Raw genomic sequence first — 16,991 nt, forward strand, 5'->3', positions numbered from 1 at the left:
TTGGTTATATAGGGTGATAAATGGAATATACCCTAAGATGAATTACACATATGATATATATACGAATGTTGCGAACGGAGTATGCATATTTATGAATAATGAAGATGCTTTAAAAAAAGAACTAGTAAATTTAATTTCACAAAAAAAACTCGATTATGGATCTGTATTAAAAATTGCTTCTGAGTTGTCAGAGTTTGACACCAATAATGTACGATTTTCTGTAGACGCAAATTTAGTAAAGCGTCTTGGAGAGCAACTTGTCGCAAAAAAAACAACAGCTCTCAGTGAGCTAATTAAAAACAGCTATGATGCTGACTCTTCAGAAGTTAAGGTGATCTTCAGTGATACAGATACGCCTGATGGTAGTATTACGATAATTGATAATGGAAATGGGATGACTAAAGAAGCCTTGGTTAAAGGCTTTATGAAGATAAGTACGTCAGATAAAGAAGAATACCCATTATCACCTGTGTATGAACGTCCAAGAGCTGGCCGAAAAGGAATAGGTCGATTTTCAGCCCATAAAATAGGTAAAATGTTGACTATCGTTACTCGTACATCCTGCGATGAACCTTTCAAAATAGTCACTATTGACTGGGAAAAGTTTAAGTCAAATGCTAACCTCACCGTTATATCTAATACTATTTCAGAAACTTTTGATGATTATGGTGACGAAAAGTTTGATAACTATTTTTTTGAGAAAGGAACAAAACTAATAATATCGGGTACAAGAGAAGCATGGACTCCTGATAATATTTCTACTGCATTTAAGTACACAAGCTCAGTAATTAAAGTTGTTCCTAAAACCTTAGAGTCAGGAGTTGTCGACCCTGGTTTTAAACCAGAGTTTTTTAATCGCCTTACCTTATGTGGGGAACCATTTTCTATAGTAAATGATGAAACAGAATTTCTGAGTGAAGCATTAGCCGTAATTGAGGCTGAAATAACGGAAAAAGGTACTCCTAAATTGCATATCAGGGGGGTAAGTAACCTTGAAATGAATGAGTCTTATGAGTTATCAGAAATAAAATCAGAGGCTCTTAAAAAAGTTGGCTTTTTATTTAAAGTACATTATTTCCCATTAGCAAAAGGAGGGAAACGCTCATCTCATTTGCAAACATACTTGCGAGATAACGGGGGGGTCAAACTGTATCGCAATGGCTTTTATGTACCCCCATATGGAGCGCGTCATGATGATTGGCTTGGGTTAGATGATTCATCTAGAAGGCGTTTAATTCTACCACCACACGCTAACACGAACTTTATAGGGAATATTGATATAACCGATAGTGAAGGGTTTCATTTTGAAGAAACTTCTTCACGTGAAGGACTTATTGAAAACCACTATTTCAATGAGTTGCAAAGGATAGGTTATGAAATCATAAAAAGTGCCGTGATGAGAATAACTTCTGAACGAGGAAGAAAAGTTACTTCCAGTCAGAAGGGATATGTATCACCTGAAAAATCCCTAGAAGAAAAAATACAAACTAGTTTTAAAAGCCTGTCAGAACAAGTAGAGAAACTCGAGCAACCGTCCAACAATAAAGGTCAAATAAACCAAGATTCAAATCCAGAGAACTCAGACGGTACAGATATTTCTCAAACCACTTCCGAAATTAAGGGAGCTCTCGAAGAGAGCAAGGAGTTAATTCGTGAACTTATTGATGAAAAGAATATGTATCGTGTTCTCGCATCGTCTGGTTTAGCCATCGCTGAATTTACTCATGAAATTCAGCTTTATCTTAATAATTTAATGCTAAATGGGAAGCAGTTGCAACGATTAGTGAAGGACCATTGTGAAGCGTTGACATCTGCAAAAGAGATGGAGTCGAACATCGATATGTTGGTCTCTTATACAGACTTTTTTACGGACACAATTCGTAGTAATTCACAACGAGCAAGACGTTCTATAGAGCTACGGGATGTAATTCGAAATTTTTTTGACGCCATGTTACCTACGATTCAGCGTAGAGGGTATGATCTTAACATCGATTTTCAAGGTGACGATTTTTGGACTAAACCTATCCACCTTTCCGAATTATCTTCAATATTAATGAACTTATTTACCAATTCCTGTAAGGCTATTGTTAGAGCTGGACGTCAGCAAGGGTGTTTGAAATTAGTCATGACGTCAACTAACGAGGAACATGTTATTCGGTTTGAAGATAATGGTGATGGTATTCCGCGTAAAGACTGGGGTAGAGTTTTTAACGCCTTGTATACTACAGAGCTTTCACAAGGTGCTTATGCCATAGATAGCCAGCAATTAAGAGGGATGGGGCTTGGTTTGACAATAACTAAAGATATTGTTTTGGGATTTGATGGGGATATTTCTATTATTGACCCCTCTGAAGGGTATAATACATGCATAGAAATTATTATCCCTAAAGCAACAGAAGATGAGATTCCTGAAGATGCTTATTAGATATTTGTATATTGATGATGATCATCAAAATGATATTCAGCCTCTTATCAACGAATTAGAACATTTCGGTGAGGGAAAGGTTCAGATCGAGCATATTCGTGTGAGGACAATGAAAGAAATTGTACGAAAGTTTTCCTCTGATAAGTTTGATGGTTTGATTATAGACCAAAAATTGGATGCGGCTAATGAGTATGGAAATACGGCTGATTATTGGGGAACATCTCTAGCCCAAAATTTTCGTACTGAAATGATCGGTCGCGAAATTGATAGTGCTCCTATTATTCTTCTTTCCAATGAAGATGTCTTTGTTCAATACTACGATTTAGATGAAAGTGCTCATAATCTGTTTGATTATGCAGTTAAAAAAAGAAATGTCGCTTCATCTTCAGAGTATGCTTGTAAAGTTAGTAAGATAATTATAGCTTTAGCTATAGCATATAAGCATGCACGGGAAGATGTGTTACCTAATATAGCAACCCTATATTCAAAGCCATTTGAGCTATTAGAGCCATTATTAAAGTGGGATGAAGCAGTGTTTAAATACACTGATAATAGATTTGTAGAGTACATTCAAACTAAGAGTCATGATATTCATACTCTAATATCTCTTTTGCTAAATAACTTTGTATATAGTGCTGGAATTTTAATTACAGAAGAAATGCTCGCTACAAAATTAGGAGTAGATATTTCCAGGTCTGCAGATTGGGAACGCTTAAAAGGGTTACTTAATGGATATAAATATCAGGGTGTCTTTTCTGAATTAAAGGAGCGGTGGTGGTTTTCTCGAATAGAAGACTGGTGGTTAGAAAATTATCCAGAAGGGCAAGTGCTACGAGCTATGAAGGCGTCGGAAAGAGTTGATGCTTTAAAAAAAATTACATTACTTACAGACATTAATGCCATTATTCCCAAATATTCCAACGGAAAGCAAAGCGAAAAATTTTGGGTGAACTGCATTGTTTCAGGTACTCCACTTGACCCATATGATGCATTAATTGCAAAAGCTGTGGATTTGAAACCGTGGGAGCAAAAAATATATCTCGATGTTGAAACGGTATACAACAGAAGACATACACCAAAGTTTTCAGTTGATCATGATTACCAGAAAAAAGTTAAACCTCTTTATAAAAGATTAACTTCCGATGAGTGATAAGAATAATACAATATGTCAAGTGCATGACTTTATAAGAGTCTTAGATGAGCACGGAGTGATAGTAAGTTCCAGTCCTTTATATGACCTAATTAAGTCCTTAGAAAGGACTAATGCGACAAGAGGATTGTCATATAAATTATATTGTCTTGAGTTTCGAAATGTATCAGATAAACAATTAATTCGCTGTGATAAATGGGATGGATCTGGTTTGTCAGCCTATTTAAATTTGGATATATCATTAGTTGAAAATGGTGCTTTTAAGTTTGGTGATGTAGATAGTGCTGTTGTGGAAATTGTGTATGAAGCTTGTTCAGAAGACACTGCTGAACTCGCGAAAGGGGCTTGGCATTTGGATTATCATAAGAATAATCCCAAAGGTAGTGAGCCTGACTTTATACACCCAAGTTACCATTTCCATCACGGAGGAAGGGCCATTAAAGACGATATTTCTAACTATGGGGATTTATTAATAATGGATGCACCACGTTTAATGCATCCCCCGCTAGACTTGTTTTTGGCTATAGATTTCGCCTTAACAAACTTCCTCGATAAGAGAACTTGGAAGAACCTTCGAGCAGATACAACGTATCAAGAAATCGTAAAAGAATCGCAGAAAAATTGGTGGAAAGACTACTTTCAGCAAATTAGTAATTATTGGATGCATAGTGAATATAGTGGTGCTGAAAGCGTTGCAACTTGCGATTTAGCTAGGTTATCAAATCCTTATCTGTACTAGTATGATTCTTTATTACTAGAATTCTGATCTAAATTGGAACTTGATCTAGATTTGGTGTGATACTTTATTTTTTAGGTGCTGCTTTTACCAGCCAAAAATCAGCATCTACAAATGGATAAGTATGAAACTTTATTCCTCTCTCACACCTAAATGGCGGTTTTTTATTGGGGCTTAATTAGAGTTATTTGCTGGTGGCTTAGGCTATTAAGCTGTTATTGCATCAAGCGCGTGTTGCTTTTTTGCTTCTAAACGTTTCCATACTTTATCGTGGAAATAAAATACCACAGTGTTAATAGCGGGCTCAACTAAGGCTACTGCCCCACCAACAAGCACACTGCCTGTTAATAAATAAGTGACAGTAAAAGCAACGCTGAAATGTAATATGGCAAAAGTAAGTGTCTTGGTCATGATTCTATCCTCTAATGTAAGCCCCTTTTGGGAATGATTAGATGATAACAATTCTCATTAAAATTTAAAGCCGTATTTTGAGATTAGTTTAAACGGTTTTTTCTATCTATAAGCGCTAAAAAATATAAAGCCCTCAAATGAGGGCGTTATATGGCAATCAGCTTCGATCAGTAATGCCAAGGGAAGGCTGAGAAGTCTTGATCGCGTTTCTCAAGGAAAGCATCGCGCCCTTCTTGAGCTTCTGCACTGGCATAGGCTAAACGTGTTGCTTCACCCGCAAACAGTTGCTGGCCAACCATGCCGTCGTCTGTCATGTTAAAGCCGTACTTCAACATACGCATCGCTGTCGGCGATTTTGAGTTGATTTCTTTGGCCCATCTTAATGCTTCGACTTCGAGTTCGGCATGGGGAACCGATTTATTCACCATTCCCATGGCAAAGGCTTCATCGGCACTGTAGTTAAAGCCGCAGAAGAAAATTTCTCTCGCGCGCTTTTGGCCAATCATCTTGGCAAGATAAGCACTGCCATAGCCTGAGTCGAAACTCGCGACATCGGGATCGGTTTGTTTGAAGACGGCGTGTTCCTTGGAGGCTAAGGTTAAGTCGCAAACCACATGCAAACTGTGTCCGCCACCCACGGCCCAACCAGGCACGACCGCGATCACTACTTTTGGCATAAAGCGGATCAATCGTTGGACTTCGAGGATATGTAAACGCCCCATTCTGGCTAAATCGGCTTTGCCCTTTTCGGCGCCTTCATATTTATAACCATCTTTACCACGAATGCGTTGATCGCCGCCGGAGGAGAATGAGTATTGTCCTTTAGCCGAGGGGCCATTGCCAGTGAGTAATACACAACCTACATCGGACCATTGACGAGCGTGATCGAGGGCGATATATAACTCATCAACCGTTTTTGGACGAAAGGCATTGAGGCAATCTGGGCGATTGATGGCGATACGCACTGTGCCGTGGGCTTTGGCTCTATGGTAAGTAATATCGTCGAAGTTAAATCCGTCGACTTCATCCCACAGTGTGGGATCAAAAATATCTGATACTGGTTTAGTCATGATGCAAGGCCTATATAATTGAAGCTCAAAGGCTAGGCGGAATCATGTTTCTGGTCAATCGCCTAAGCACCATGCTTAGTGATGAATTGCAAAATTCCGTTTGCCTGTTAGTGGAATTAGAGGTTATCGCAGATAAATAGCAAGTTATCTCGGCTAAAAATGGGATGCTCAGTGGCTGTAGTGCCACAGTAGTTTTCTTTAAAATCAGCAATGCCATCTTCGGTGAGTGGGATTTTATTAAACTCTTCAGCCTCAGATGCTGATAACCGCTCCAATATCTCTGTTCGTGCTTTCGTGAGATTTTGGTTAATTTTAATTATCTGAGTGCCCATTGCTGAGCTCACTTTGCTTTCTATCTTTTGAACCATTTCCTCTGTTTTTGCTATAGGTGCATCTAGTTTGTCTGTTTCGGTGTATAAGTAATATAATGCACCACAAAGGAGCGCTAATATGATCCAACCTTTCATCTTTTAGTCCAACATAAGTGAATAACCATTAATAATATGGGTATAATAAGCCAGTTTTCGTCCAATATTAAAGCAGTAAAAGGCTGTCACGATGAACGCAGAATCTAATAACAAGGACTATTCGAAAACCAATCGAATTAAGATTCACCAGCCTGATGCAGATAAGGCTGATCGCTTTAACCCCCGTAATCGGATTTATGTCCGTGCAATCGATGGATTATGGAGTAGTTTACGCCGCCGCATGGGCTGGATAGCAATGCTCTTCTTCCTGATATTACCTTGGATCCCTTGGGGCGACCGTCAAGCCGTATGGTTTAACCTCGCTGAGCAGAAATTCCATGTCTTTGGCTTAACGATTTGGCCGCAGGATCTGACCTTACTTGCCGCTCTCTTTATGATAGCCGCCTTTGCGTTATTTTTTGTGACAACCTATCTCGGCCGAGTTTGGTGTGGTTACACTTGCCCGCAAACCGTTTGGACGTTTATGTTCATTTGGTTTGAGGAAAAACTCGAAGGTGCCCGTAATAAGCGCATTAAGCTAGATCAAATGCCATGGGGTTTTGACAAAATCTGGCGCAAAACCGCAAAACACACTGCATGGATAGTGCTTTCGCTCATCACGGCAATGACCTTTGTATCCTATTTTGTGCCGAGCCGTGAAGTCTATGTCGATGTATTTACCTTTAATGCATCAGGCGCAATCTACTTCTGGGTGGTGTTTTTTACCTTAGCGACCTACGGTAATGCGGGTTGGATGCGTGAAATCATGTGTATTCATATGTGCCCTTACGCGCGTTTCCAATCGGCGATGTTTGATAAAAACACCTATATCGTTGGTTACGATGCAAAACGCGGTGAGACCCGCGGCCCGCGCTCACGTAAAGCCGACCCCAAAGAAATGGGTCTAGGAGATTGTATTGACTGCGACCTCTGTGTTCAGGTTTGCCCTACCGGTATCGATATTCGTAATGGCTTGCAATATGAATGTATTAACTGTGGTGCCTGTATTGATGCGTGCGACCAAACCATGGAGCGGATGGGATACCCTCTAGGGCTGATTAGTTACACCACCGAAAATAAACTCGAAGGTATTAAAGAGAAGGTACTGCGTCCGAAGCTGGTGGGTTATGGTGTGGTGCTGGCCGCGATGATACTGATCTTTATCTATGCGAGTGCGACAATTGCGCCAGTGCGTATGGATATTATCCGCGACCGTAATCAACTCTATCGAGAAAATGATCGAGGTTTGATTGAAAACACCTTCACCTTGAAGATCCTGAATAAGACAGAGCAAGCTCATGAATACACTATGAGTGTTGAAGGCCTCAACAACTATAAGTGGTATGGACCTACCTCAGTGACGATTGCTGGTGGAGAGGTATTAACTCTACCTATTAGTATCGGGGTCGATCCGGTCGAACTTTCGCGTTCAGTGACAAACATCGAGATAAAAGTGAAAACCCATATTGATGGTGAAGAAGTCGAAGTCGAGCAAGAATCGCGATTCTTCAGCCCATAGTTACTGTTTCGTTAACCAAATGAGTTTAAAAAGGGACTGTTTAGTCCCTTTTTTATTCATGTTGCTGGATATCTAGGCGTCTAGATGATTTATCGTAATTTTCTGACAAAAAGCCCTTGCACAAAAAGTTTCGCTGCCTATAATGCGCATCCACTGACACGGCAGACAGCGAAAGCGAGGGCGGTTACAGTGCGAATCGAATGCAAAATGTGCAGTTGATTCGAAAGCCTCAAGAAGTTTGTAAAAACGCCTTGACGCGACAAAGGAAATGCGTAGAATACGCAGCCCTGACCCAGTGAGCGGTAACGCAAGCGATGAGGTCAAATGCTCTTTAACAATCTAAACAAGAAATCTGTGTGGACACTCACAGGTGTTGAGTTAATCGAAATTACTCTGCCGTTTGGCGAGTAATCAAAGAATTAAATCAATGAATGAGTGTTCATAGCAATATGTACAACGACTTATTAAGTTAAGTCGATTCAGAATTCATTGAGCCGAATCTTCGGGTTCAAAAAACTTTTAATTGAAGAGTTTGATCATGGCTCAGATTGAACGCTGGCGGCAGGCCTAACACATGCAAGTCGAGCGGCAGCACAAGGGAGTTTACTCCTGAGGTGGCGAGCGGCGGACGGGTGAGTAATGCCTAGGGATCTGCCCAGTCGAGGGGGATAACAGTTGGAAACGACTGCTAATACCGCATACGCCCTACGGGGGAAAGAGGGGGACCTTCGGGCCTCTCGCGATTGGATGAACCTAGGTGGGATTAGCTAGTTGGTGAGGTAATGGCTCACCAAGGCGACGATCCCTAGCTGTTCTGAGAGGATGATCAGCCACACTGGGACTGAGACACGGCCCAGACTCCTACGGGAGGCAGCAGTGGGGAATATTGCACAATGGGGGAAACCCTGATGCAGCCATGCCGCGTGTGTGAAGAAGGCCTTCGGGTTGTAAAGCACTTTCAGTAGGGAGGAAAGGGTGAGTCTTAATACGGCTCATCTGTGACGTTACCTACAGAAGAAGGACCGGCTAACTCCGTGCCAGCAGCCGCGGTAATACGGAGGGTCCGAGCGTTAATCGGAATTACTGGGCGTAAAGCGTGCGCAGGCGGTTTGTTAAGCGAGATGTGAAAGCCCTGGGCTCAACCTAGGAATAGCATTTCGAACTGGCGAACTAGAGTCTTGTAGAGGGGGGTAGAATTCCAGGTGTAGCGGTGAAATGCGTAGAGATCTGGAGGAATACCGGTGGCGAAGGCGGCCCCCTGGACAAAGACTGACGCTCATGCACGAAAGCGTGGGGAGCAAACAGGATTAGATACCCTGGTAGTCCACGCCGTAAACGATGTCTACTCGGAGTTTGGTGTCTTGAACACTGGGCTCTCAAGCTAACGCATTAAGTAGACCGCCTGGGGAGTACGGCCGCAAGGTTAAAACTCAAATGAATTGACGGGGGCCCGCACAAGCGGTGGAGCATGTGGTTTAATTCGATGCAACGCGAAGAACCTTACCTACTCTTGACATCCACGGAAGAGACCAGAGATGGACTTGTGCCTTCGGGAACCGTGAGACAGGTGCTGCATGGCTGTCGTCAGCTCGTGTTGTGAAATGTTGGGTTAAGTCCCGCAACGAGCGCAACCCCTATCCTTATTTGCCAGCACGTAATGGTGGGAACTCTAGGGAGACTGCCGGTGATAAACCGGAGGAAGGTGGGGACGACGTCAAGTCATCATGGCCCTTACGAGTAGGGCTACACACGTGCTACAATGGCGAGTACAGAGGGTTGCAAAGCCGCGAGGTGGAGCTAATCTCACAAAGCTCGTCGTAGTCCGGATTGGAGTCTGCAACTCGACTCCATGAAGTCGGAATCGCTAGTAATCGTGGATCAGAATGCCACGGTGAATACGTTCCCGGGCCTTGTACACACCGCCCGTCACACCATGGGAGTGGGCTGCAAAAGAAGTGGGTAGCTTAACCTTCGGGGGGGCGCTCACCACTTTGTGGTTCATGACTGGGGTGAAGTCGTAACAAGGTAGCCCTAGGGGAACCTGGGGCTGGATCACCTCCTTACCTATACGACTAACTCGATGTTTGTTGAGTGTTCACACAGATGGCTTGTTGAACTTCCTGTAAGGGAAGGGAGAGCGACATGCACCGCGAGCCGGTATGCATTGTTCTTTAACAATTTGGAAAGCTGATAGTAATTAACGCAATGATGTCTGTCGTTGTGTTAATACGAAAAAAATTGAGTTCTTAAAACACTTGTTAAGTGTCTTGAATATTCAAGTCTAAGGCGAGTCCATCTTCTTGGTCGAAGATGAGACAAGTAAAACCAGCTGGTCGCAACAGCGCAAGTGGCTCACGCAAGTGAAACCTATTTGGGTTGTATGGTTAAGCGACTAAGCGTATACGGTGGATGCCTTGGCAGTCAGAGGCGATGAAGGACGTAGTAACTTGCGAAAAGCGTTGGCGAGCTAGTAACAAGCATTTGAGCTAACGATGTCCGAATGGGGGAACCCGGCACCATAAGGTGTCATCATTAAGTGAATACATAGCTTAATGAGGCAAACGAGGGGAACTGAAACATCTAAGTACCCTTAGGAAAAGAAATCAACCGAGATTCCCCTAGTAGCGGCGAGCGAACGGGGATTAGCCCTTAAGTCAGAGGGGTGTTAGTGGAATGGTCTGGAAAGTCCAGCGGCACAGGGTGATAGCCCCGTACACGAAAACTAACCTTTGATGAAAACGAGTAAGGCGGGACACGTGATATCCTGTTTGAATATGGGGGGACCATCCTCCAAGGCTAAATACTCCTGACTGACCGATAGTGAACCAGTACCGTGAGGGAAAGGCGAAAAGAACCCCTGTGAGGGGAGTGAAATAGAACCTGAAACCGTATACGTACAAGCAGTGGGAGCGGTTCTTGAGACCGTGACTGCGTACCTTTTGTATAATGGGTCAGCGACTTACGTTTTGTAGCGAGGTTAAGCGAATAGCGGAGCCGTAGGGAAACCGAGTGTTAACTGCGCGTTTAGTTGCAAGGCGTAGACCCGAAACCCGGTGATCTAGCCATGGGCAGGTTGAAGGTTGAGTAACATCAACTGGAGGACCGAACCGACTAATGTTGAAAAATTAGCGGATGACTTGTGGCTGGGGGTGAAAGGCCAATCAAACCGGGAGATATCTGGTTCTCCTCGAAAGCTATTTAGGTAGCGCCTCGAGCGAATACCATTGGGGGTAGAGCACTGTTAAGGCTAGGGGGTCATCCCGACTTACCAACCCTTTGCAAACTCCGAATACCAATGAGTACTACTCGGGAGACAGACGGCGGGTGCTAACGTCCGTCGTCAAAAGGGAAACAACCCAGACCGTCAGCTAAGGTCCCAAAGTGTATGTTAAGTGGGAAACGATGTGGGAAGGCTTAGACAGCTAGGATGTTGGCTTAGAAGCAGCCATCATTTAAAGAAAGCGTAATAGCTCACTAGTCGAGTCGGCCTGCGCGGAAGATGTAACGGGGCTAAACATACCACCGAAGCTACGGGTGCAATTCATTAGAGTTGCGCGGTAGAGGAGCGTTCTGTAAGCCGTTGAAGGTGAAGGGGTAACCCACACTGGAGGTATCAGAAGTGCGAATGCTGACATGAGTAACGATAAAGGGGGTGAAAAACCCCCTCGCCGAAAGACCAAGGGTTCCTGTCCAACGTTAATCGGGGCAGGGTGAGTCGACCCCTAAGGTGAGGCCGAAAGGCGTAATCGATGGGAAACAGATTAATATTTCTGTACTTCCGCTAACTGCGATGGAGAGACGGAGAAGGCTAGGCTAGCGCGGCGTTGGTAGTCCGCGTTTAAGGTGGTAGGTGGGTGACTTAGGCAAATCCGGGTCACTATACACTGAGAGCTGATGACGAGTCCCCAAGGGGATGAAGTAGTTGATGCCATGCTTCCAGGAAAATCTTCTAAGCTTCAGGTTAGCGGGAATCGTACCCCAAACCGACACAGGTGGTCGGGTAGAGAATACCAAGGCGCTTGAGAGAACTCGGCTGAAGGAACTAGGCAAAATGGTACCGTAACTTCGGGAGAAGGTACGCTCTTGTTGGTGATGAGACTTGCTCTCTAAGCTGACGGGAGTCGCAGATACCAGGTGGCTGCAACTGTTTATCAAAAACACAGCACTGTGCAAAATCGCAAGATGACGTATACGGTGTGACGCCTGCCCGGTGCCGGAAGGTTAATTGATTGGGTTATCGCAAGAGAAGCTCATGATCGAAGCCCCGGTAAACGGCGGCCGTAACTATAACGGTCCTAAGGTAGCGAAATTCCTTGTCGGGTAAGTTCCGACCTGCACGAATGGCGTAATGATGGCCACGCTGTCTCCAGCCGAGACTCAGTGAAGTTGAAATTGCGGTGAAGATGCCGTATACCCGCGGCTAGACGGAAAGACCCCGTGAACCTTTACTATAGCTTGGCACTGAACATTGACCCTACATGTGTAGGATAGGTGGGAGACTATGAAGTTGGAACGCTAGTTCTGATGGAGTCGTCCTTGAAATACCACCCTTGTAGTGTTGATGTTCTAACTTGGCCCCATTATCTGGGGTAAGGACAGTGCCTGGTGGGTAGTTTGACTGGGGCGGTCTCCTCCCAAAGAGTAACGGAGGAGCACGAAGGTTGGCTAAGTACGGTCGGACATCGTACGGTTAGTGCAATGGCATAAGCCAGCTTAACTGCGAGACAGACACGTCGAGCAGGTACGAAAGTAGGTCATAGTGATCCGGTGGTTCTGAATGGAAGGGCCATCGCTCAACGGATAAAAGGTACTCCGGGGATAACAGGCTGATACCGCCCAAGAGTTCATATCGACGGCGGTGTTTGGCACCTCGATGTCGGCTCATCACATCCTGGGGCTGAAGTCGGTCCCAAGGGTATGGCTGTTCGCCATTTAAAGTGGTACGCGAGCTGGGTTCAGAACGTCGTGAGACAGTTCGGTCCCTATCTGCCGTGGGCGTTGGATGATTGAGGGGAGTTGCTCCTAGTACGAGAGGACCGGAGTGAACGAACCGCTGGTGTTCGGGTTGTCATGCCAATGGCATTGCCCGGTAGCTATGTTCGGAATCGATAACCGCTGAAAGCATCTAAGCGGGAAGCGAGCCCCAAGATGAGTCATCCCTTGGACTATAAGTCCACTAAAGAGCCGTTCGAGACTAGGACGTTGATAGGTCAGGTGTGTAAGCGTTGTGAGGCGTTGAGCTAACTGATACTAATGACTCGAGAGGCTTAACCATACAACCCAGATGGGTTTTGCAAGTTCTTAGACGAATATGAACACTTAAGAAGTGTAACTCAAACAGCTTTCCGAATTTAATTTACTGCCTGCGACAATAAGACGGGTAGTGAATAACAAATTTGCTTGGTGACAATAGCATTGTGGTCCCACCTGATCCCATCCCGAACTCAGAAGTGAAACGCAATCGCGCCGATGGTAGTGTGGGGTCTCCCCATGTGAGAGTAGGTCATCGCCAAGCGCCTAATTAAACAATGAAGCCAGCTGAATAAGCTGGCTTTTTTGTTTTTGATATTTCAAACTGCCTGTTTGTTGTAACATAGCGATCCCATATTCAAATCATCTAAATGTTATTAGATGATTACAATCAATCACTGTCTTAATTTTTAGGCAGTATTCTCCAAAATACTCGTATTTATGTTAAGTCTTTTTGCTTAGTCGTAGGTTTACCGTTAGCATACAGGGCGTCTATTTCTTTATTTAAGATCATAAGCTACCAATGCTTCGCAAACTCTCACTCGCCGTATTAATTCCTGTGTGTATGCTGACACTTTATTTAGTGTTAGTGACGGCTGAGTATTTTTATGAGAGTGAACTGGTGCGTAAGGAGTTAGCTGATCGTCAAGTTAGTCAGATAAAACAGCAGCTTTTGCGTATGCAGGCTGTTGTTCAGTCAGCACAGGCACTGCAAGATATTGAGCGGATTGAGCAGGAAGTGTCTCTAGCAACCTTAGATATGAATGTGATGGTTTATATCTTGCTGGATGCGAACAGTCGGATCCGTTTTGCTAATCATACTGTTTGGCGCGATAGCAATGCGATAGAAGTGATTGATGGATATGATGTGCTTAGACATCATGCCGTAGTGCAATCAGGTCAGGCAAGTATTTCGGTCAATCCAGAAAGGTTATCAATTCAAGCTTATTATCCAGTTGACGCCCAGTATCCTGGGGCCACAGAGCTGCTTTATCTTGAATCTGATCTAGCCCCTTTGGTCGCGAGAGCATCAAGCGAGTTACAACAGCGATTTATGCGTGTGTGGGGGCTTGGGGCGTTGCTGCTTATTGGCTTTACCTGCGTGTTATATTATCTGCTAATACGTCCACTGAAGCTGTTATGCAAATCGGCACAACATGTCGGCACATCGGCATTTTCTACTCAAGTACCTTGGAGTGCGTCCGAGATTTTATCCCTGCAAACAAACCTTCAATTGGTTCATGAGCGGTTAGCGCGAGCGGTTAAACAGCTTAATGATAGTGAACAGCGTTGGTTATTTGCCGTTGAAGGGTCGCGCAATGGTATTTGGGATTGGGATCTTCGTACTGGCGAAGTGTTTCTCTCCGATCGCTGGAAAGAAATGATAGGTTATCAACCCGATGAACTGGAAGGGGTATTCCAGACATGGGAAACACGTTTGCATCCCGATGATAGACGGGCTGTATTGCATTGCTTACAGGAATATGTGAGCGGAAAAACAAAAGAGTTTGAGAGTGTTCATCGCTTACAGCACCGCGAAGGGCATTATGTCTGGGTATTTGACCGTGGCATGTTAGTCGACTGGGACCATCTTGGTAGACCGACTCGGATGATAGGCATTCATGTCGATGTATCAGAGAGTGAGAGAAACCATGCTGCGATTGCGGAGTTAGTGAAACAATCGGCAGGTGGTCATCGGATGCTTCCTGAAATATTTATGGTGCAATTGTCACATTACCTGACTCAACGTAATAGTTCTGGCCAGTGGGGAGCATTATTATTCGTTAATGTCGATACCTTAGGCGTTAGCGAGGCATTATCATCCCACGAACTTGAGCGTTTACTGTCGCAGTTAAGTGCAAGGCTCTCGAGTTACTTTACAGAGAACATTGTCGTTGCTCATATTGAACTTGGTCATTTTGCTCTTTTAATTAAGGAGTTGGCCGTTGATGCTGAGATTGCAGGGCGTCGAGCATTAGCTTTGGCAACCGAGTTAAGACAAATTACGATTCGCCCTTTCCATTATGGAGAGTCTCATTTTAGTTTGAGTGCCAACGTGGGTATTTGTTTATTAGATCCCGTCGATACTCTCACTCCAGAACTCGTGGTTCAGCGTGCGCAACTCGCAATGAAGTGTGCTCTGTCACTGGAGCATGAGGGATGCGCGTTTTATCATCCAGACTTAGCGTCTGCTGTTGATCCTGAATCGTCATTAATCAGTGCATTACAACATGCGATTACTGACAATCAACTCTCTTTGATGTTCCAGCCTGTTGTTGATAGGCAAGGCAAAATTGTTTCTGTAGAGGTTTTATCTCGCTGGTATTTAACCAATGGTGAAATCGTGCCTGTAGCGCAGTTTATTCGCTTAGCTGAGCATAATGGATTAATCGCCGCGCTTGATTTAAATGTTGCCGATCGAGTTTGTCAGTTAGTCAAAAAGTTTAAGCGACAGGGCATCATACTACCGCGTATGACGTTGAATATAAGTACCTTATCTTTTTGCCAAGCTGATTTTGTAGATCAATTTATTACTTTAGTTCGTTCCTATGAGCTTGATGATAAGCAACTGGGGGTTGAACTTGCTGAGGGTATATTGCTTACCGCTAACGCTTTTGTTGAGCCACGTATCCGACAGTTAACAGAGGCTGGTATTGCGATTACATTAGATAACTTTGGTGCTGGTCAGTGCGCCTTAAGTTGCCTACACCACTACCCGCTTACAGAGGTTAAGTTAGATTTGCATTGTGCTGCAAGCTTGCTGGTTGATGCCAGTTGGAGCCAAGCGCTTATCCAATCGATACAATCTTTTAAACTGCCGATAGTGGCGAAAGGTGTCGAATCTGTACAGCAACAGCAGCTATTTACAGCCTTAGGATGTACGCACTTTCAAGGCTACAATATCGCTCGAGCCTTGAGTTTTAATGATTTTATACAGCTTGCTTGTCCACGTCCCTTGTTGCGTAGCGTTTAAAAAAGTCGAGTACGTAATTTAGTGCTTGATTGCGATAGCTATCTTTCTCCATAAAAATTTCATGGGCAGCACCTGCAATCACTTTTAGTTGGCAATTAGAACTCACCGCAAGATTTTGTGCGGCATTGTCGACAATTTTATCCTCGCCAGCTTGTAGGATCAGAATAGGAGTGCGGATATGTGCCGTGGCCAAGACACAGGCATCGGCCGCATCTAAGGATTCAGTCAACCAGCGGTTAGTCGGTGAGCCTAATTGTAGCTTTGGCGCTGCATCGTACAATTCTCGGTAAGCTTGATAACGGCTCTGGCAATGGGTGAGATCATTGCCTTTAAAGGGAGCGGCCTTATAGTTTTGCCCGCTGAGAACATAGTTAGGCTCTCCACCGTTGAGGCTAGTATCGAGCTTACTGGCTAACCAACGGACAAACCCTTTAGGCATAGGTAACTTAATGCCATACATGGGGGCTGAGAATGCTGCCGCGGTAAACACATCTGGATGTTGTTTGAGATACAAGGTGCCGATGGCACCGCCCATGGAATGCCCGAGTAAGAACAGCGGCGAAGTGGCATGTTTGAGTACAACGCTTTGCATAAACAGGGCAAAGTCGTCGATATAGTCATTGAACCGCCGCACATGGCCTTGATGGGGATTTGCCGTCATGCGGCTCGATAATCCCTGCCCGCGATGATCAATGGCAAACACCGAATAGCCTTGCTGGTACAAGTCAAATACCAATTCTTGATACTTTAAGTAGGACTCAACTCGGCCACTGCTGATGACTATGCTGGCATGGGCCTTGGGATGCTTGACCATCATGTAGGCCAAGGTTAATCCATCGGGGGTTTTGAGTGTGTCTTGGATAACGGTTTGCCAAAAGGCTTGCTGTTCAGAAGTATTTAAATCGTGTTCCGTTGAAAAAGCTACCTTGGAAAACTCTTCCCTTGGAAAGTTTAGGGGCGTTTGGCTCATACTCTGTCACACATCTCGG

General features: G+C 44.3%; 9 protein-coding genes and 3 rRNA genes. 8 read left to right on the forward strand and 4 right to left on the reverse strand.

The window, feature by feature from the left end; all coding sequences use genetic code 11:
• Window positions 1-91: 91 nt before the first annotated feature.
• The 3 genes from KXJ80_RS02305 to KXJ80_RS02315 are packed head-to-tail and all read left to right on the forward strand — an operon-like array spanning window position 92 to window position 4,314.
• Window positions 92-2,425, forward strand: coding sequence for a sensor histidine kinase (locus tag KXJ80_RS02305; protein ID WP_144346117.1), 2,334 nt, complete (start codon window positions 92-94; stop codon window positions 2,423-2,425).
• The gene (locus KXJ80_RS02310) at window positions 2,415-3,575 is read left to right on the forward strand and encodes a protein-PII uridylyltransferase (RefSeq protein ID WP_249555687.1); all 1,161 of its coding nucleotides are present in this window, start codon (window positions 2,415-2,417) and stop codon (window positions 3,573-3,575) included. The genes KXJ80_RS02305 and KXJ80_RS02310 overlap by 11 nt, the downstream gene beginning before the upstream one ends.
• Complete coding sequence (locus KXJ80_RS02315) at window positions 3,568-4,314, forward strand: hypothetical protein (RefSeq protein ID WP_249555685.1); 747 nt, start codon at window positions 3,568-3,570, stop codon at window positions 4,312-4,314. The genes KXJ80_RS02310 and KXJ80_RS02315 overlap by 8 nt, the downstream gene beginning before the upstream one ends.
• A gap of 204 nt (window positions 4,315-4,518) precedes the next feature.
• Here KXJ80_RS02315 and KXJ80_RS02320 read toward each other — a convergent pair whose 3' ends face one another.
• The 3 genes from KXJ80_RS02320 to KXJ80_RS02330 all read right to left on the reverse strand — a co-directional run bounded on the left by KXJ80_RS02320 (window position 4,519) and on the right by KXJ80_RS02330 (window position 6,259).
• Window positions 4,519-4,722: a DUF2061 domain-containing protein gene (locus tag KXJ80_RS02320; RefSeq protein WP_218737741.1), complete on the reverse strand. Its 204-nt coding sequence runs from the start codon at window positions 4,720-4,722 to the stop codon at window positions 4,519-4,521.
• A 167-nt stretch (window positions 4,723-4,889) separates the two neighbouring features.
• On the reverse strand, window positions 4,890-5,792 hold the full coding sequence (locus tag KXJ80_RS02325; RefSeq protein ID WP_099457187.1) for a 1,4-dihydroxy-2-naphthoyl-CoA synthase: 903 nt from the start codon (window positions 5,790-5,792) through the stop codon (window positions 4,890-4,892).
• Between the two features lie 116 nt (window positions 5,793-5,908).
• Window positions 5,909-6,259, reverse strand: a complete 351-nt coding sequence (locus tag KXJ80_RS02330) for a hypothetical protein (protein ID WP_037424115.1) — start codon at window positions 6,257-6,259, stop codon at window positions 5,909-5,911.
• 91 nt (window positions 6,260-6,350) lie between these two features.
• Here KXJ80_RS02330 and ccoG point away from each other — a divergent pair, with 91 nt between their 5' ends.
• The 5 genes from ccoG to KXJ80_RS02355 all read left to right on the forward strand — a co-directional run bounded on the left by ccoG (window position 6,351) and on the right by KXJ80_RS02355 (window position 16,002).
• A complete protein-coding gene (gene ccoG, locus KXJ80_RS02335) occupies window positions 6,351-7,778 on the forward strand; it encodes a cytochrome c oxidase accessory protein CcoG (protein ID WP_099457188.1) in 1,428 nt (475 codons plus the stop codon).
• Between the two features lie 520 nt (window positions 7,779-8,298).
• A 16S ribosomal RNA gene (locus KXJ80_RS02340) occupies window positions 8,299-9,841 on the forward strand.
• 319 nt (window positions 9,842-10,160) lie between these two features.
• A 23S ribosomal RNA gene (locus tag KXJ80_RS02345) occupies window positions 10,161-13,053 on the forward strand.
• Window positions 13,054-13,177: 124 nt separating this feature from the next.
• Window positions 13,178-13,293, forward strand: a 5S ribosomal RNA gene (gene rrf / locus KXJ80_RS02350).
• The 16S, 23S and 5S rRNA genes sit together here, the layout of an rRNA operon.
• Window positions 13,294-13,551: 258 nt before the next feature.
• Window positions 13,552-16,002 carry an EAL domain-containing protein gene (locus KXJ80_RS02355; RefSeq protein ID WP_099457189.1) on the forward strand — a complete coding sequence of 817 codons (2,451 nt, stop codon included), beginning with the start codon at window positions 13,552-13,554 and terminating at the stop codon, window positions 16,000-16,002.
• On the opposite strand, the gene KXJ80_RS02360 is transcribed toward KXJ80_RS02355, so the two are convergent.
• Entirely contained in the window at window positions 15,959-16,972 is a 1,014-nt protein-coding gene (locus KXJ80_RS02360) for an alpha/beta fold hydrolase (RefSeq protein WP_069453902.1), read from the reverse strand. The two genes, KXJ80_RS02355 and KXJ80_RS02360, sit on opposite strands and share 44 nt — an antisense overlap.
• Window positions 16,973-16,991 lie beyond the last annotated feature (19 nt).

The organism is Shewanella xiamenensis (assembly GCF_024971755.1).
Taxonomy (GTDB): domain Bacteria; phylum Pseudomonadota; class Gammaproteobacteria; order Enterobacterales; family Shewanellaceae; genus Shewanella; species Shewanella xiamenensis.